Source organism: Mesorhizobium sp. WSM4809 (assembly GCF_055811655.1).
The window spans coordinates 21283-38307 of sequence record NZ_JBVVQW010000015.1 but is presented as its reverse complement, the minus strand read 5'-3'; the positions used below and the strand labels follow the sequence as shown (position 1 = coordinate 38307).

General features: G+C 63.9%; 18 protein-coding genes. 11 read left to right on the top strand and 7 right to left on the bottom strand.

Going from position 1 to position 17025, the window contains the following annotated elements; translation table 11 throughout:
• Positions 1–136 precede the first annotated feature (136 nt).
• Both AC0L24_RS26745 and AC0L24_RS26740 read right to left on the bottom strand, forming a co-directional pair.
• Entirely contained in the window at positions 137–2686 is a 2550-nt protein-coding gene (locus AC0L24_RS26745) for an ABC transporter permease (RefSeq protein WP_473564368.1), read from the bottom strand.
• Positions 2686–3381, bottom strand: coding sequence for an ABC transporter ATP-binding protein (locus AC0L24_RS26740; protein ID WP_128289725.1), 696 nt, complete (start codon positions 3379–3381; stop codon positions 2686–2688). Before AC0L24_RS26740 ends, AC0L24_RS26745 begins: the two co-directional genes overlap by 1 nt.
• A gap of 85 nt (positions 3382–3466) precedes the next feature.
• Between AC0L24_RS26740 and AC0L24_RS26735 the strand changes: the two genes are divergently transcribed.
• Together AC0L24_RS26735 and thpR are read left to right on the top strand one after the other, a co-directional pair.
• Complete coding sequence (locus AC0L24_RS26735; RefSeq protein WP_127268358.1) at positions 3467–4111, top strand: arylesterase; 645 nt, start codon at positions 3467–3469, stop codon at positions 4109–4111.
• Positions 4112–4236: 125 nt separating this feature from the next.
• On the top strand, positions 4237–4833 hold the full coding sequence (gene thpR / locus AC0L24_RS26730; RefSeq protein ID WP_292680034.1) for an RNA 2',3'-cyclic phosphodiesterase: 597 nt from the start codon (positions 4237–4239) through the stop codon (positions 4831–4833).
• Here thpR and AC0L24_RS26725 read toward each other — a convergent pair.
• Positions 4737–5255: a low molecular weight protein-tyrosine-phosphatase gene (locus AC0L24_RS26725; RefSeq protein WP_127268360.1), complete on the bottom strand. Its 519-nt coding sequence runs from the start codon at positions 5253–5255 to the stop codon at positions 4737–4739. The genes thpR and AC0L24_RS26725 overlap by 97 nt on opposite strands.
• 51 nt (positions 5256–5306) lie before the next feature.
• Here AC0L24_RS26725 and AC0L24_RS26720 point away from each other — a divergent pair, with 51 nt between their 5' ends.
• The 3 genes from AC0L24_RS26720 (at position 5307) to AC0L24_RS26710 (ending at position 6862) form a co-directional block, all read left to right on the top strand.
• Complete coding sequence (locus AC0L24_RS26720; RefSeq protein ID WP_023811314.1) at positions 5307–5603, top strand: 4a-hydroxytetrahydrobiopterin dehydratase; 297 nt, start codon at positions 5307–5309, stop codon at positions 5601–5603.
• A 123-nt stretch (positions 5604–5726) separates the two neighbouring features.
• A complete protein-coding gene (locus tag AC0L24_RS26715) occupies positions 5727–6089 on the top strand; it encodes a YkvA family protein (RefSeq protein ID WP_128307367.1) in 363 nt (120 codons plus the stop codon).
• 269 nt (positions 6090–6358) lie between these two features.
• Entirely contained in the window at positions 6359–6862 is a 504-nt protein-coding gene (locus tag AC0L24_RS26710) for an invasion associated locus B family protein (protein WP_127268363.1), read from the top strand.
• Positions 6863–6929: 67 nt separating this feature from the next.
• On the opposite strand, the gene AC0L24_RS26705 is transcribed toward AC0L24_RS26710, so the two are convergent.
• Positions 6930–8285 carry a chloride channel protein gene (locus AC0L24_RS26705; RefSeq protein ID WP_473564365.1) on the bottom strand — a complete coding sequence of 452 codons (1356 nt, stop codon included), beginning with the start codon at positions 8283–8285 and terminating at the stop codon, positions 6930–6932.
• A gap of 158 nt (positions 8286–8443) precedes the next feature.
• Between AC0L24_RS26705 and rlmN the strand changes: the two genes are divergently transcribed.
• The 3 genes from rlmN to AC0L24_RS26690 are packed head-to-tail and all read left to right on the top strand — an operon-like array spanning position 8444 to position 10604.
• The gene (rlmN, locus tag AC0L24_RS26700; RefSeq protein WP_127329343.1) at positions 8444–9679 is read left to right on the top strand and encodes a dual-specificity RNA methyltransferase RlmN; all 1236 of its coding nucleotides are present in this window, start codon (positions 8444–8446) and stop codon (positions 9677–9679) included.
• Entirely contained in the window at positions 9676–10125 is a 450-nt protein-coding gene (locus AC0L24_RS26695; protein ID WP_127321011.1) for a hypothetical protein, read from the top strand. The genes rlmN and AC0L24_RS26695 overlap by 4 nt, the downstream gene beginning before the upstream one ends.
• Complete coding sequence (locus AC0L24_RS26690; protein WP_127808680.1) at positions 10125–10604, top strand: hypothetical protein; 480 nt, start codon at positions 10125–10127, stop codon at positions 10602–10604. The genes AC0L24_RS26695 and AC0L24_RS26690 overlap by 1 nt, the downstream gene beginning before the upstream one ends.
• 6 nt (positions 10605–10610) lie before the next feature.
• Here the strand turns inward: AC0L24_RS26690 and AC0L24_RS26685 are convergent, their stop codons facing one another.
• Together AC0L24_RS26685 and AC0L24_RS26680 are read right to left on the bottom strand one after the other, a co-directional pair.
• Positions 10611–11252 carry a LysE family translocator gene (locus tag AC0L24_RS26685; RefSeq protein WP_127808679.1) on the bottom strand — a complete coding sequence of 214 codons (642 nt, stop codon included), beginning with the start codon at positions 11250–11252 and terminating at the stop codon, positions 10611–10613.
• Between the two features lie 125 nt (positions 11253–11377).
• Positions 11378–13453: a putative bifunctional diguanylate cyclase/phosphodiesterase gene (locus AC0L24_RS26680; RefSeq protein WP_127808678.1), complete on the bottom strand. Its 2076-nt coding sequence runs from the start codon at positions 13451–13453 to the stop codon at positions 11378–11380.
• Between the two features lie 298 nt (positions 13454–13751).
• Between AC0L24_RS26680 and AC0L24_RS26675 the strand changes: the two genes are divergently transcribed.
• The 3 genes from AC0L24_RS26675 (at position 13752) to AC0L24_RS26665 (ending at position 16083) form a co-directional block, all read left to right on the top strand.
• Entirely contained in the window at positions 13752–14975 is a 1224-nt protein-coding gene (locus tag AC0L24_RS26675; RefSeq protein WP_127808677.1) for an argininosuccinate synthase, read from the top strand.
• Between the two features lie 284 nt (positions 14976–15259).
• Complete coding sequence (locus AC0L24_RS26670) at positions 15260–15535, top strand: hypothetical protein (protein WP_473564362.1); 276 nt, start codon at positions 15260–15262, stop codon at positions 15533–15535.
• A 68-nt stretch (positions 15536–15603) separates the two neighbouring features.
• Positions 15604–16083 carry a hypothetical protein gene (locus tag AC0L24_RS26665; protein ID WP_348629730.1) on the top strand — a complete coding sequence of 160 codons (480 nt, stop codon included), beginning with the start codon at positions 15604–15606 and terminating at the stop codon, positions 16081–16083.
• A 45-nt stretch (positions 16084–16128) separates the two neighbouring features.
• Here the strand turns inward: AC0L24_RS26665 and AC0L24_RS26660 are convergent, their stop codons facing one another.
• A complete protein-coding gene (locus AC0L24_RS26660; protein WP_127398635.1) occupies positions 16129–16926 on the bottom strand; it encodes a lytic murein transglycosylase in 798 nt (265 codons plus the stop codon).
• Positions 16927–17025 lie beyond the last annotated feature (99 nt).

Genomic DNA, 17025 nt, shown 5'->3' with positions numbered 1-17025 from the left:
TGATGGTTATTCGCGTCAAGAACAAGTCCGTAACCGGATGTAACGGTTCGTGAGAGGGCGAAGTGCCGATTCCTCGGCTTTTCGGAGGGCTTTCTTACCAAGATTTAATCCAGCATGCCCATTTCCGGGCCTGTCGTCACAAATTGCGCAGCACCGGCGCTGCCTTGTGGCCGAGCACCCGCCAGGTGCCGGCAAGACCAATGCCGACCGTGATCACCAGCGAAAACAGAATGGTCGCCACTGCCACCTCGGGCATGAAATGCGACGGCAATGTCATGATGCGCGCGACGACGAACCAGGCCGCCGCACTGCCCGCCGCCAGCGCGAAGATGGCGGTGGCCAGTCCGATCAGCATGTATTCGAGCGAGAAGGCCGATATCAGCGTCGTGCGTGTCGCCCCCAGCGTCTTCAGCACCACCGCATCATGGATGCGCGCCCGGTTGCCGGCGGCGAGCGCACCGGCCAGCACCAGCACCGAAGCGATCAGCGCCACGCCGGCCGCGGCCCGGATCGCCGAGCCGAGCTGTCCGACCAGCCGGTTGACGACATCGAGCGCGTCCTTGACCCGCACCGTCGTCACCGCCGGGAAGGCGCGGGTGACGGCGTTGAGGATGCGGGCGTCGTCGGCCGTCGAGGTACTCTTTTCGGTCAGCGTCGCCATCCAGCCATGCGGGGCGCCCGCGAATGTGTTGGGCGAGAACACCATGACGAAATTGATGCCCATCGTCTCCCACTCGACCTGGCGGAAATTGGCGATCCTGGCGGTGACATTGCGTCCGAGCACGTTGACGGCGATGGTATCGCCGAGCTTCAGCCCGATCTCCTTGCCTTCTTGCGCCGAAAACGAAACCAGCGGCTCGCCGCTGTAATCTTCGGGCCACCAACTGCCCTCGGTCAACGTCGCGTTCTGCGGCTGCCTGGTGTCGTAGGTCAGGCCGCGGTCGCCCCTCAGCACCCAGGCGCCTTCCGCCGGCACCTTCACCTTGTCGACATCGATACCGTTCAGCGCCATCACCCGGCCGCGCAGCATCGGCACCTTGGCCAGTACGCCCTGCGGCGCCTCCTTGCCGATCAGCGCCGAGAAAGACGCGACATCGGCGCTCTGGATGTCGACGAAGAAGAAGTTCGGCGCCCGTTCCGGCAGGCTGCCGGAGATCTGCCGCCTGAGATTGCCGTCGATTAGCGCCAGCGTCACCAGCAGCGTCAGGCCGAGCCCCAAGGACAGCACCACCGATGGCGTCAGCGCGCCTGGCCGATGGATGTTGCCGATAGCGAGCCTGAGCGCCACGAAGCGCACGCGCGGGCTCTTCCTGGCCGCCCATTGCACCAGTGCGCCGACCACGCGCAGCACTAGGAAGGCGAAGACGGTAGCGCCGACAAAGATCGAGGCGATGCGCTGGTCGCCGGAAAACAGAATGGCCAGCGCCGCCAGCAACAGCGCGATGCCTATGGCCGCCGCGACATAGGCGGGGCGCGGCAAGCCGCGGCCTTCCAGCCCCATCTCGCGAAACAGCGCGGCTGCCGGCACATCGCGGGCGCGGCCGAGCGGCAGCAGCGCGAAAGCCAACGTCACCAGCAGGCCGAACAGCGCCGCCATGCCGAGCGCGCCGGGATAGAAGCCGCCTGCGGCCGGCACCGGAATGACGGATTGCAAGGCCGCACTCGCTGCGAACGGCATCAGCGCGCCGAGCACAAGGCCCAGCACGATACCCAATGCGGCAATGATCAGGATCTGCACCAGATAGACGGCAAAGACGAAGCCGCCCGAAGCGCCCAGGCTCTTGAAGGTGGCGATCACGCCGCGCTTGCCGTCGAGATAGGCGCGCACCGCATTGGCGACGCCCACACCGCCGACCACCAGCGCCGTCAGCCCGACCAGGGTCAGGAACTGAGAGAAACGTTCAATGTTGGACGACAGCGCGGGCGCCGCGTTGCTGCGTGTGCGGATCGACCAGCCTGCTTCGGGGAAATCCGTGGCCGCCTGGTCCTGGATGCCCTTCAGTCGCGCCTCGTCGGCGTCTGCCGGTAGGCGGATCTTGTAGGCATTCTCGACCAGGCTGCCCGGCTGGATCAGTCCAGTGGCCGCCAGCCCGTCCGTCGAGATCATCAGCCTTGGCGCGAAGCCGAAACCGTCGGACACGGCGTCCGGTTCGGCGACCAGCCTGGCGCGCAGTTCGAAAGTGGCGGTACCAAGCTTCAGCCGGTCGCCGATCTTGACGTGCAGCCGCTCGAACAGAAGGTCGGGTGCCGCCGCACCGAAGACGCCGAACTCTTCGCCGAACAGTTCCTGTTTCGAGAGTGCCGGCTCGGTCTCCAGCGTGCCATAGAGAGGATAGGCATGGTCGACCGCCTTGGCCTCGACCAGCGCCTGGTCGGATCCGTCGGCCAGACGCGCCATCGAACGCATGCTGGCGGTCCGGGAAACTGTGCCGAGCCCGTCAAGGAAGCTGCGCTCCGCCTGGCTGGCGTCACGCTGGTTGATCTCGAAGCGAAGGTCGCCGCCCAGCAGCGTCTGGCCCTGATTGGCGACACCGGCGGTGATCGAACGCGCCACCGAGTTGACGCCGCCGATGGCCGCGACGCCGAGCGCGATGCAGGCGAGAAAGATCAGGAAGCCGGACAGGCCGCCGCGCATCTCGCGCAACGAGAAGCGGACCGCGAGCCTCAACGTCCGGGACAGCGGCATCAGGCCGTCACCTTGACAGGCGCCGGCGCCTCGATCCGGCCCGAGCGCATCGATACCTGGCGCGAACAGCGTGCCGCGAGCGCCGGATCATGGGTCACCAGCACCAGCGTCATGCCGCGCCCGGCCGCTTTGGCAAACAGGAGGTCGGCGACCTGCCGCCCGGTCGCCTGGTCGAGATTGCCGGTCGGCTCGTCGGCGATCAAGATGCGCGGCGATGGCGCCAATGCGCGGGCGATCGCCACGCGCTGCTGCTCGCCGCCCGACAATTCGCCGGGATAGTGGGTGACGCGGTCGCTGAGGCCAACCGCCGCCAGCTCGCGCGCCGCCACCGAAAACGGATCGGCATGGCCGGCCAGTTCCAGCGGCACCGCGACATTTTCGAGCGCCGTCATGTTGGGAATGAGATGAAAGGACTGGAACACGATGCCAATGTTTCGGCCTCGAAACGAAGCAATCTGGTCCTCGCTTTTGCCGTTGAGCAACTCACCAGCGATTCGGACCGTACCCGAATCGACCCTTTCCAGGCCTGCCAGGACCATCAGCAATGTCGACTTGCCGGAACCCGAAGGCCCGACGATGCCGGTCGCCTCGCCGGTCGCCACATCAAGGCTGACACCCTTCAGCACATGGACCGATGAAGCGCCCTCGCCAAGGGTCAGGAATACATCTTTCAGCGCGACGACGGCTTCTGTCAAAATGAAATCGTCCTATAATCTGGGAAGGCTCTGCTTGCCGGAAGCCATCGACTGAAGAATTCCTAGCTCATATGGGGCCTGCCGCATGTCTTTCAAACGCAGTATTGCCGCAGGCCTCATGGTTTTCCTCGCCATTTGCGGCGCCATGCCGTCAGCGCGTGCCGAGCCGTTCAAAATCGTCGGCTTCGGCGACAGCCTGACGGCGGGCTATGGCCTTGGGCCTGACCAGGGCTTTACCGACAGGCTGCAGGCCGCCCTTCGCGCCAAAGGCCATGATGTGAGCGTCGCCAATGCCGGCGTTTCCGGCGACACGACGAGCGGTGGCCTGGCGCGGCTCGACTGGTCGGTGCCCGACGGCACGCAACTGGTCATCCTCGAACTCGGCGCCAACGACATGCTGCGCGGCGTTTCGCCCGACATCACCAGGAAGAACCTCGACGAGATGCTGAGCAAGCTGAAGCAGCGCAAGATTGCCGTGCTTCTGGCCGGCATGCGTGCCGCACCCAATCTCGGCCCCGACTACCAGAATGCGTTCGACGCCATTTTTCCGGACCTGGCGAAGAAATACGACGTCGTGCTCTACCCGTTCTTTCTCGACGGCGTCGCCGGCCAGCCCGGCATGCAACTTGAGGACGGCCTGCATCCGAGCGTTGAAGGCGTCGACCAGATAGTCGAACGCATCCTGCCGACGGTCGAGAAGGTGATCGCGGCAGTGCCGGGCGATTCCTAGCGGATTGGAACTGTTTCCGCCCGGCGAGCTTTTAACAGGGACTGTGGCCAACAAACCTCTTGCTCCGTTTGACTATCGATGATTCGCTGGGGATGACAGTTCGATTCGAGGAAGGGAGGCTCTTCATGCCGCGTCTTTTCACCGCCCTCGAAATTCCGCGTGACGCCGCCCTTTCGCTGTCCCTGCTGCGGGGGGGCTTGCCGGGAGCCCGCTGGATCGATGTCGAAAACTACCATCTGACGCTGCGCTTCATCGGCGATGTCCCCGGCCATATCGCCGACGAGATCGCCAACGCGCTCGACCGCGTCCACCGCCCTTCCTTCTCGCTGGCGCTGTCCGGCGTCGGCGCTTTCGGCCAGAAGAAGCCGCATGCGGTGTGGGCAGGCGCTTCCGCCTCGCCCGGTCTGGCCGCCCTTCAGGGCGAGATCGACCGCATCTGCCAGCGGCTCGGCATCCCGGCCGATCCCCGCAAGTTCATGCCGCATGTCACGCTGGCACGCTTACGCAATTCTACCCCGCTGGACGTCGCCCAATATCTGTCGGCGCGCGGCAATTTCTCGACGCTGCCATTCCGCGTCGGCCGTTTCGTGCTGATGTCGTCGCGCGATTCGGTCGGCGGTGGACCCTACATCGTCGAGGAAGCCTGGCCGCTGTCAGGCACGGACGCCCGCGCGTCCAGCCTTGTCGCCAGCGCCTCCGACGCCTCGCGGATCATGCGATAGGCGGAAGCGAAGGCTTCTGCCTCGTCATGATAAGGATCCGGCACGTCGCGTGCCTTTCCCTGCGCGAACTCCAGGAACAGATGGATGCGGTCCTGCACGGCTGCCGGCGCCAGCGCCTTCAGGTCGGCGACATTCGACCGGTCCATGCCGAGGATCAGGTCGAAACGGTGGAGGTCCTGCGGCGTGACCTTGCGCGCCCTCTGTCCTGAAATGTCGACGCCGTGCCGCACCGCGATCGCGATCGCGCGTCGATCGGGGGCAGAGCCGGCTTCCCAGTCACTGGTTCCCGCTGAATCGAGCAGGATATCCCGGGCCGATCCGCGCTCGGCCCAAACGGCGCGGAAGACACCTTCCGCCAGCGGCGACCGGCAGATATTGCCGAGGCAGACGAAGAGAATGGAGTTTATGGGCTTCGCGCTCATCGATCCGTCGCTATGGTAAGGGCTCGTTTTCGAATAGCACAGGATATGGACATGGCGAGAGAGAAACTGGGCAGGCAAGCCGCTGAAGCCGCATTGACCGGTCTTGACGGCTGGGCGCTGGCGGAAGACGGCGCTTCCATCAAGCGCACATTCACCTTCGCGAATTTCTCCGAGGCTTTCGCCTTCATGACCCGCGTCGCGCTTGCCGCCGAGACGATGGACCATCATCCCGACTGGTCGAATGTCTACAAGACCGTCGATGTGACGCTGAACACTCACGACGCCGGCGGCGTCACCGCGCTCGATATCGATCTGGCCAAGAAAATGAACCGTTTTGCCGGCGCCTGAGGCCTGGTATCGCCTCGACAAGCCCAAATCGGCACCGGCATCTTGTAGCCGGGGTCGGGTTTCACCACATTTTCCCCCGCGGGCATGCGCCGGATGCGCATGGGCGCTCGCAAGGAGACACTGATGGCGCAACAATCCGGTTTTGATTTCTTCGGCTTTGGCGGCAAGCTGGCAAACGAGAGCGAAGTGCGCGAGAAATTCTGGCGCACAGCCAAGAAGGCCGCGCGGCAGATCCCCTACATGGAAGAGGTCGTGGCCGCCTACTACTGCGCCATGGACAAGAACACCCCGCTGCGCGCCAAAGGCATTCTGCTCGCGGCGCTCGGTTATTTCGTGCTGCCGGTGGATGTCATCCCCGACTTCGTCTTCGGGCTTGGCTTCACCGACGACATCGCCGTGCTCACCGCCGCGATCACCGCCGTCAGTGCCCACATCACCACTGCGCACCGGCAGGCCGCCAGGGACGCCATGGCCGACAAGGGCTGAACTCGCGCACGGAACGCCGTTGAAGCCGGCTTTCTGCGGCAGCGTAAAAAGTCAAACTCTTGCCGCTTTCGTGGCCTCCAAGTCGCCAAAGGGATGTCGCGCCAGCCGCTCGCAAGGCGGCGGCGCGGGAATGGCGGCGGTTTCCTCGGGTAAGAATCCTTTTCTCTTCGGAAATTCACCGTTTGGTAACCCAGATTAAATCAAAATGAAGCGACGGGCAGGACGCCAAGCCGGCCTGCCTCCGCACCATTTGGAATACGGGAAAAGCGATGCGCGGATTGATTGCACTAGTTTCGAGCCTGGTCCTGGTGGCCGTGGCAGCGCCGGCGCTGGCGCAGTCGGCGACCAAGATCGGCCAGCACAATGCCTGGGGCACCTACAGCTACCAGGCATCGGGCGGCAAGGTCTGCTATGTCCTGACGGTGCCGACCGACAAGCAGCCGCCTACGCTCGATCATGGCGACATGTTCTTCTTCGTCAGCCAGCGGCCCGGCCAGCAAGTGTCCTACGAGCCGCAATTCATTGCCGGCTACAATTTCCAGGACGGCTCCAAGGCCACCGTGACCATCGACAAGAAGACGTTTTCGATGTTCACCCGCGGCAAATCGGCCTGGGTCGAGAATGCCGCCGAGGAGCCGGTGCTGATCGCCGCCATGAAGACCGGCACCGACATGAAGGTGACGGCGAAGTCCGGCCGCGGCAATCCCACCTCCTATGTCTTTTCGCTGAAAGGTATTTCGGCGGCGCTGACGTCGATTGCCAAGTGCAAATAGGCAAGGAGTGCAAGCACTCACTTCGCTTTGAATGAAAGGCCGGGCCGCGAAGCCCGGCCTTTTGCTTTCAGCCTTGCGCCGATCCCGGCCCGGCCTCCGCCCGCCGCCGCCGGATCGCCTCGGCGATGAAGACGCGCGACAGCGCGTGGTAGAGCGGCTCGTGCGAGATCATGCGCGCCGTGCCATAGCCCAGCATCGAGGCCAGCATCAGCGCGATGACATTGTCGTGATTGCCGGTCATCTCCAGGATGATGACGAAGGCCGTCATCGGCGCCTGCACCACGCCGGCGAAGTAGCCGGCCATGCCGAGCAGTGCCGCAGCCCCCGTGCTGGCGCCGAAGAGGAGGCCGAGCGAACTGCCGATGCCGGCGCCGACCGCCAGCGAGGGCGCGAAGATGCCGCCCGGAATGCCCGAGATCATCGACAGCAGTCCCGCCAGGAACTTTTCGGCAAAGAAGAACCACGGCAGCGGCGTGCCTTCGACGGCGCCCCGTGCCTGCATGTAGCCGGTGCCGAAGGTCGGCCCGCCCGAGGCGATGCCGATCACTGCAACCAGCAGCCCGCAGACGGCCGCGACCAGCAAGGCGCGCCGCAAAGGCTGGCCAGTGTTCCAGCGCCGGATCCGGCGTGTCACATTCAACGCCAGCAGCGAAAACAGCGCGCCGAGCCCGCCGCCGATGACGCCGCAGGCGATCACCAGCGGCCACTCGGCGGCAAACGAGATGGTGTCTTTGGCGACGCCGAAATAGGTGTAGTTGCCGAGCAGGCCGAGCGAGGCGAGGCCGGCCAGGATCACCGCCGTCAGCACCAGCCCATTGGTGCGTGCCTCATAGGTGCGGCCCATTTCCTCGATGGCGACGACGATGCCGGCCAGCGGCGTGTTGAAGGCGGCGGCGATCCCGGCGGCCGACCCGGCCAGGATCAGACCCCGGGCCTGCACCATGCCGCCCCAGCGTGCCGCCTGCAGCATCAGCGACGCGCCGACCTGCACGGTCGGACCCTCGCGGCCGATCGAGGCGCCGCAGAACAGGCCGACGATGGTGAGCATGATTTTGCCGACCACCAGCTTGAGGGACAGGATATGACTTCGGTCCTCGTCGTCGCGAAGATGGCGGGCGGCGATCGCCTGCGGAATGCCGCTGCCTTGCGAGCCGGGAAAGAAGGTGTGGGCAAGCCAGGCGCACAGCACGAAACCCAACGGCGTAACGGCAAGCGGCAGATAGAAACGCCAGCCGCCTGCGTCTCCTGTCATCAGGTGAAACAGTTCCTGCGCCCTGTCCGCCAGCACCGCGAACAGCACGCTGATCACACCGATGCCAAGCGCCCCGGCCCAGAACACCAGGCGCGGCTGCCACACCCGCCGTGAGCCCCACATCGCGCGCGAACGCCGCAGCATGGGATATCTTCGCGATGTGCCGGCCATGTCTGTCCTCGAGCGGGGAGTATCGAGCCCTAACACGTGCAGGCCAGAGGTTAAACCGGCACAACCCATGACTCTGCCCTCAACCTGTGCTATGCGCCGCGCTTCCTTTCCGGCACGATGCGTGAAATCGGCCGCAAACCGCTTATATCAGTGCAACCATGACCCTTTCATTCGATCTCACCACTGACGGCGCCCGCGACGCGTTGCGCGCCCGCGCGGCACAGCCCGAAAAGCCGTCGCTGATCGGCCTGACGCGGGTCGAACTCGCCGAGGCTCTGGTTGCATCAGGCACTGTGCCCGAGCGCCAGGCGAAAATGCGCGCCCAGCAGCTTTGGCACTGGATGTATGTGCGCGGCGTCTCCGATTTCGCCGGCATGTTCAACATTTCCAAGGATCTGCGCGCCGAGCTGGACAAGCACTTCACCGTCGCCAGGCCCGAGATCGTCGAGGAGCAGATTTCCGCCGACGGCACGCGAAAGTGGCTGTTCCGCTTTCCGCCGCGCGGCGCCGGCCGGCCGGTCGAGATCGAGACGGTCTACATCCCCGAAGAGGGTCGCGGCACGCTGTGCATCTCCTCGCAGGTGGGCTGCACGCTGACCTGCTCGTTTTGCCACACCGGCACGCAGAAGCTGGTGCGCAATCTGACGGCTGAGGAGATCCTCGCCCAGTTGCTCACCGCCCGCGACCGGCTCGGCGATTTTCCCGACCGCGACACGCCCGACGGCGCCATCGTGCCGGCCGAGGGCCGCAAAGTGTCCAACATCGTCATGATGGGAATGGGCGAACCGCTTTACAATTTCGAAGCGGTCAAGAAGGCGCTGCTGATCGCTTCCGACGGTGACGGCCTTTCCTTGTCGAAGCGCCGCATCACGCTATCGACCTCCGGCGTCGTGCCGGAAATCTTCCGCACCGGCGAGGAGATCGGCGTCATGCTGGCGATCTCGCTGCATGCCACCAATGACGATCTGCGCGACCTGCTTGTGCCGATCAACAAGAAGTATCCGCTGAAGGAGCTGATCGCCGCCTGCCGCGCCTATCCCGGCCTGTCGAACGCCAGGCGCATCACCTTCGAATATGTGATGCTGAAGGACGTCAACGATTCCATCGAGGACGCCAAGGGCCTGATCAAGCTGCTCAAGGGCATTCCGGCCAAGATCAATTTGATCCCGTTCAATCCGTGGCCGGGCACCAACTATCAGTGCTCGGACTGGGAGACGATCGAGAAATTCGCCGATTACATCAACAATGCCGGCTATGCCTCGCCGATCCGCACGCCGCGCGGCCGCGACATCCTCGCCGCCTGCGGCCAGCTCAAATCCGACTCCGAGCGCATGCGCAAGGTCGACCGGCTGGCGCTGGAAGCGATGATGATAGCGGGGCACGGCGAGGCGTGAGCCGCCCCGTCGCCTGGCTAAGACGCTTCGCCATCATGGCGGTCGGCTATGTCGCCGCGGTGCTGACTTCGATCCTGGTGCCGGTGCTGCTGATCGCTCTTCTGGAAGGCATCGAAGACGGCAACTGGTCCATCATTTTCGCCTTCGACTGGCTGGGCTCGTTCCCGCTCGCCGTGTTGACCGTGATGATCGGCGCGCTGTTGATCGTCGGTCCGGCGCTCTTCGTCGCCGAACGGTTTTCGCTGCGGGGATGGTTCTACTTCGCCGCCACGGGTGCGATCACGTCCATCGCCTTTGGCGTATCCATGCCGCGCTCGGCCAGCAGCTTTGTCTTCAATCCGGGCTTTCTGGGTTTTCTCGCCACCGCCGGCATCGCCGCCGGTTCGGTCTACTGGCTTCTGGCTGGACGCAGATCCGGCACGCGACAGACTCTGGGCCGGGATTGATGGCGCGTCTCGTCGGCTACCTCGTCCGTTTCACCGTCATCCTGTTCGGCTATGCCGTCGCCTCGCTGGCGGCGAGCGCCTTCCTCAATATCCTGTTGCTGGCATCGCTCGGCTACACGCCGGAGCATGCGCATCCGACGGCGACGGCTTCCCTGTATTTCTCAATTCCCTTCGCCGCCCTGTTCGTCGCCTATTTCGCCCTGATGCCGGCCTCTGTCGTCATCCTGCTTGCCGAAATCCTCGGCCGGCGCGACTGGCTGTTCTATGCGCTGGCGGGCGCGGTGGTTGCCGGTGTTTTCCTCGGGCTTGCCGACCACAGCGGTGACACCGCCTTCGCCGTCAGGGACACCAGCGCCATCATGGCCGTGATCGGCAGCGGCATGGTCGGTGGTATCTTTTACTGGCTCAGCGCCGGGCGGTGGGCCGCAAGCTGGTGGCAAGGCGAACCAGGATCAAAAGAGGATGGCCAGACAGGATGACGGCGCCTACTTCGCCTGGGCCGTCAGGATCTTGAGGGCGAAGGCGGAGAACACGCCGGCAAACAGATAGTCGACCACCCGCGTGACGCGCGGGCTGGCCTTCATCGCCGCCGAAAACTTTTCCGCCGCCAGCACCATCGGTACCGTCACCGGCACCGACAGCACGATGAACATCAGCCCAAGGAAAAACAGCTTTCCCGGTGCGTTCGGATCATGCGCGGAGACGAACTGCGGCAGGAAGGTCATGAAGAACAGGATGATCTTCGGATTGAGCAGATTGACGCCAAGGCCCGCCGCCCAGCTGCGCAACAGCGAAATCTCGGGGCCTGTCTTCTTCTCCGGCGAAAAGGCCGAGCCCCTGGTGATTGCCTGCCAGGCCAGGAAGACGAGATAGCCCGCGCCGAAGATCTTCAGCACGAAGAAAGCCATCGGCGAGGCGACGATCAGCGCCGAGACACCGACAACCACCAGCGTGGTGTGGATCAGCGTGCCGCACAGCGCGCCGGCCATCGAGGCAAAGCCGGTGGCACGGCCCTGGTGGAGCGTGCGCGAGACGAACAGCGTCATGTCCGGACCCGGCGTGATCGCCAGGATGACCGTGGCAATGGCGAACTGGATCAGCGTGGCGGTGTCTGGAATGAACGACATGAGCGGCCCCAGGGAATTGGGAGGCCTATACAGGATGCGCCATGACGATGCCAGACACAGCAGCCACCCGATGTCGATCCAGAAGGCGTCCGCAAGGCATTCGCTGGACGGCCGGCCGCGGCGTCCTATGCCTGCCTGCTCAGCCGCATCCTCGCCGGCTCCTCCGCGACGAGTTGATCGTTGCGAACATCGGCGTCCCCGGTGATCTGGTCGATCGGCTTGGGCCGGCCGAGGAAATAGCCTTGCGCCTCGTTGCAGCCTTCGACCTGCAGGATGGTGAGCTGGACATGCGTCTCGACGCCTTCGGCAAGCACCGGAATGTCGAGGCTGCGGCCCAGCGTCAGCACCGCCCGGATGATGGCCTTGGCCTGCGGGCTTCGCTCGACGTCAGCCATGAACGAGCGGTCGAGTTTGATCTTGTCGAAGGGAAACGAGCGCAGCGTATCGAGCGATGAATAGCCGGTGCCGAAATCGTCGATCGCGATCGTCACCCCCAGCGCCTTGATCTGGCGCAGGACATGCAGCGTGCGCACCTTGTCGGCGACGATCGTCGATTCGGTCAACTCCAGTTCCAGCCGTTTCGGCGACAGTCCGGTCTCGATCAGGATTTGATGGATGAGCTTGGCGAGATCGGCATGGGCGAACTGTACCGGTGACAGATTGACCGCAATCTTGTGGCCATTGCCCCACGAGGCCGCCTGCCGGCACGCGGTCCGCAGCACCCATTCGCCGATCGCCATGATCGAGCCGTTCTCTTCGGCAATCGGGATAAATTCAGCGGGCGGGATCATGCCGTGCACGGGATGGGTCCAGCGCAGCAGCGCCTCGTAGCCGCAGGTGGCGCCGGTCGGGACCGAGGTCTGCACCTGATAGTGCAGCGAAAGCTCGCCGCGGTCGATCGCCTGGCGAAGGTCGGAGGCCAAGGCACGGCGCGCCCGCGCCGTCTCGTCCATGGCGGATTCGTAGAAGCAGACGGCTCGCGTGACGTCGTTCTTCGCCCGGTACATGGCAAGATCGGCATTGCTGACCAGCCGCTCGCGGTCGGCTCCGTCGCGTGGATAGACCGCGACGCCGATGCTGGCGCCCGCGGCGATTTCGAAATCGTCGAGCCGCAACGGCTCGAACAGCGACTTCTCCAGCCGCGAGACCAGCCCGAGAAGGTCCTTCTGATCCTTGAAGCGCTTGATCGCGGCGAACTCGTCACCGCCGAGCCGGGCGACGAATTCGCCCTCGCCGATGAGTCTCGACAGCCTGCGGGCGACGATCTTGAGCGCCTGGTCGCCGGCCGCATGCCCCCTGAGGTCATTGATCTCCTTGAAGCGGTCGAGATCGATGACGATGACCGCCGTCATTGTGTCCTCGCCCTCGCATGCCCGGTCGATCTCATGGTCGAGGCGGTCGTTAAAGGAAACCCGGTTGGGAAGGCCGGTAAGGGCGTCGTTGAGGGCGAGATGCTGAAGCCGCTCGAAACTCTCCAGACGGCCACGCTCATCGATCAGATAGCTGGCGAAGCCGGTGGCCGCGACGATCAGGCCGACCACGGCGACGGCGACCGCCATTGCCACCAAAATATCGGGATTGGTGCCTGTGCTGATGAAGGACAGCGGCGTCACCGCCACCGCGGCCATAGCCGTGAAATGCAGGCCGACGATCGCCAGCACCAGCAGCCCGATAGCGAGATAATGCGACCAGCCGTATGGCCGGCGCACGGCATGGCCGACGGCCAAGGCGGAGAACACCGCCGAGATGACCAGTGAGGCCACGACATAGGAGCCGTCCCATTCGACGATGCCGGCAACGTGATAAGCCATCATGCCGGTGTAGTGCATGGCCGAGATCGCCAGGCCAACGACGATGCCGCCCCATTCCGGAGCCAGGCGCCGGCTCTTGCCGGATGCGAGGGTGAAGCCCAGCCCGGTGCCGATGATGGCGATGACCAGGGATGCCATGGTCAGGACCGGATCGAAGGTGATCGGCGCGCCGGGCTGGTAGGCCAGCATGGCGATGAAATGGGTGCACCAGATCGACGAGCCGGCGGCAACCGCGGTCAGGAACAGCCAGCCCTTCATCTGCACGCCGGTGGTTTTCCTCGAACGGTCGAAGAGGCCGATCGTCACCCAGCAGCCGGTGACGCACATCAGCGCCGCCAGCAGGACAAGCCACAGATTATGCTCCATGGCGATGCATGATATAACGCGCATCAAGAACGGCCCGAGCCCGAGGACACCCGCGACAAAGCTGGCAAGAAGCCGCCCGGAACGTGCCCAAGGCGGCTTTGTCGTAAGTGTTAGCGGCACGGCGTGAAAACTTGATTAAGTCCCTCCAGCAAATGCAGCCTTTGATTGCAGCAGATTGTTTTCGCTGCCGGCCGCCCCCGGCCATGCGCTGGACCAGAAGCCATGCACGCACGCGTGCTTGCTCGCTCTGCCGTTCCTGCTAAAAGGCGCTGCGACAATCCGTGACGCCCAGGCTGGGGCGTCCGCCATCGACGGGGTAAAAATGTCCAAGGCCAAAGACATCAAGAAAGTCGTGCTCTCCTATTCCGGCGGTCTCGACACATCCATCATCCTGAAATGGCTGCAGACGGAGTTCGGCGCCGAGGTCATCACCTTCACCGCCGATCTCGGCCAGGGTGAAGAACTGGAACCGGCGCGCCGCAAGGCCGAGATGATGGGCATCAAGGACATCCGCATCGTCGACGTGCGCGAGGAATTCGTCGCCGACTTCGTCTTCCCGATGTTCCGCGCCAACACCGTCTATGAAGGCACCTACCTGCTCGGCACCTCGATCGCCCGGCCGCTGATCTCCAAGCATCTGGTCGAGATCGCCCGCGAAACCGGCGCCGACGCGATTGCGCATGGCGCCACCGGCAAGGGCAACGATCAGGTTCGCTTCGAGCTTTCGGCTTACGCACTGAACCCCGACATCAAGGTCATCGCGCCGTGGCGCGACTGGTCGTTCAAGTCGCGTACCGACCTGATGAATTTCGCCGAGCAGCACCAGATCCCGGTGCCGAAGGATAAAAAGGGCGACGCACCTTTCTCGGTCGACGCCAACCTCTTGCATTCGTCCTCCGAGGGCAAAGTGCTGGAAGACCCGTGGGTGGAGCCGCCCGAATTCGTCCACCAGCGCACAGTGTCCCCGATGGATGCGCCTGATACCGTCACCGAGATCGAGATCGAATTCCTGAAGGGCGATCCGATCGCGCTGAACGGCAAGAAATTGTCGCCGGCAACAATGCTTGCGGCACTCAACGATCTTGGCCGCGACAATGGCATCGGCCGGCTCGACCTGGTCGAGAACCGCTTCGTCGGCATGAAATCGCGCGGCGTCTACGAAACACCAGGCGGCACCATCCTGATCGCTGCCCATCGCGCCATCGAATCGATCACGCTCGACCGTGGGGCCGCCCACCTCAAGGACGAGTTCATGCCGCGCTATGCCGAGCTGATCTACAACGGCTTCTGGTTCGCGCCCGAACGGCTGATGCTGCAGGCGATGATCGACAAGAGCCAGGAAGACGTCGAGGGCACGGTGCGCCTCAAGCTCTACAAGGGCAATGTCATGGTCACCGGCCGCAAGTCGAAGAAGACGCTTTACTCCGATGCGCTGGTCACCTTCGAGGACGACCGCGGCGCCTACGACCAGAAGGACGCCGCCGGCTTCATCCGTCTCAATGCGCTGCGGCTGAGGACGCTGGCCGCGCGCAACCGCAAGGGTTGACAGCTCTATTGATCGCCAAGGGCGACACGCGCCAAGAAACCCGAGGGAGCCGCCAGGTTTATAGTTTGACCTTCTCGCAACTTCATCTTACGTCTCTTGTGGGATGATGGGGTTTGACAATGAAAACTGGTATTGTTCTTCTGCTTCTGGCGACGGCCGTCTTTGCAGGGAGCCAGTCTTCGCAGGCAGCCGGTAAGCGCGAGCCGAAGGCGGACTTGAGCAGCTGCGTCAGCGCTGTCCAGGCAGCATGGGACCTTACGTTCAAGCACGAGATCGCCTCTTTCATGGGCGTCTCGCAGGAGCGCATGCCGGCGCTGTTTTGCCACCGCATTGCCGAAGGGCTGCGCAGCGGGCGGATCAGCTATTCCGACATAAACAATCTGCAACTTGATCAGGCGACCGAATTCTGGACGGTTATCAAGGGCAAGCCAAAGCCCGCCAAGGTCACGCAAGCCCCGGCGCCACGGTCGCTCAAATTCCGCAACTGCAGCGGTGTTGACGGCGCCTTCCAAGTTCCCATTTCTCAGAATTGCCCGTTGAGCGGCTGGGCGAATCATTGAGTGATGTGTGCAGGCGCTCGGCCGTTCTTGGCACCCGTTTTCTGTCCGTGTTGGCTGTCCTGGCGAGCTTGGCCGTTGCCAAAGCCAACGACTATGACCCCGCCTCCCTCGACCTTCCCGCGCTGATCGAGTGCAGGGCGGACGTTCCGACCTACAACGACTTTGCCCTGTGGCTGTCCAGCGCACCGGGTGCCGTTGAAACGCTTGGCTGGAAGGAGGTTGACTCGGGCAATCCCTTTCTCAGCCAATACGAACTGCCGGCCAAGATCCGCGTGTTCAACCGCGAGACGGGATCGATCGTGTTTACCGCTGCGGGGCCGATGGCCGTGCTCGACGGTGTTGCCGCGCCGGAGCTTGCCAAAGAACTCAACGTCGTCGCCGTTTATTCCACGCCGCAAAAATTCCTTGGCGAGAAGGTCGTTGTCCAAAACACCGAAGAGTCGGAAGGATTGACCTTCTCAACGGACGTCAAGCTCAACGTCTCGACCGTCGAGTCGCACCCCGGCAAGACCCTGGCCGGCTGCTCCTACACGCTCGAAATCAAATAAAAACCCGGCATTCGCGCCGGGTTTTCGATCAAGTCAGAAATGGCGTCAATCGCCGTCGATCGCCGTGGCAATGCGGGCGATGGCCTGCTGATAGACGCTCGCGGAATTCCAGCCGGCAATCGCGCCCATATTCGCACTCGCGCTCGCGCCCGCCCGCCAGCCATGGCCCTTGAGGAAGTTGGCGGTGGAAGCCAGCGCCGTGCCCTTGTCGCGCAGGTTTCCGCCGCCGACGCCATATTTCAGGACGTTTCCTGGCAGGAACTGCGTGTGTCCGATCTCGCCATGCGCGGCGCCGACCGACGAGGCTGACAACGCCCCGCGATCAACCAGCTTCAGGGCTGCGATGGCATGCGGGTAGAAGAACCCCGGGCGGCGGCAATCATAGGCAAGCGTCAAAATGGCAGAGACGGTGTTCTGGTTGCCCATGGCCGAACCGAAGCCGGTTTCCATACCCCAGATGGCGAGCAACACGCCCGGCGACACGCCGTAATTCGCTTCGATCTTGGCGAACAGCGCCGCATTCGACTTTTTCAGCGACCGGCCCTTGGAAATAATCGCCGCGCCGCCGCGCCGCCGCATGAAATCCTCCACCGAGCCGCTGAAGGCCTTGTGAATGCCGCGGTCGACGGAGATCGTCTTTGTCGCGTAGTTCGCCCCGGCCAGAGCGGCCAGCCCCTTGGCGCCCACACCTTCCGACCTGGCCTGCGCGGCAAAGTCCTGCTTCCAGGCCTCGAAGCCGGCGCCGGTCTTGCCGCAGCTGGCCGCTGCCTGTGCGCCCGTCGCCAGCGCAAGCACCGCCACCACGGCCGCTGCAAACATCTTTCCCTTGGCAAGAATTGCCATGTTGATCTCCTGGTTGCCTGAATCACGTCCCAATTGCGAACTTGCCAGCGAAACGCGCACTTGTCACTGTCACCGCTGCAATGCTGGCGAATGCCGTGG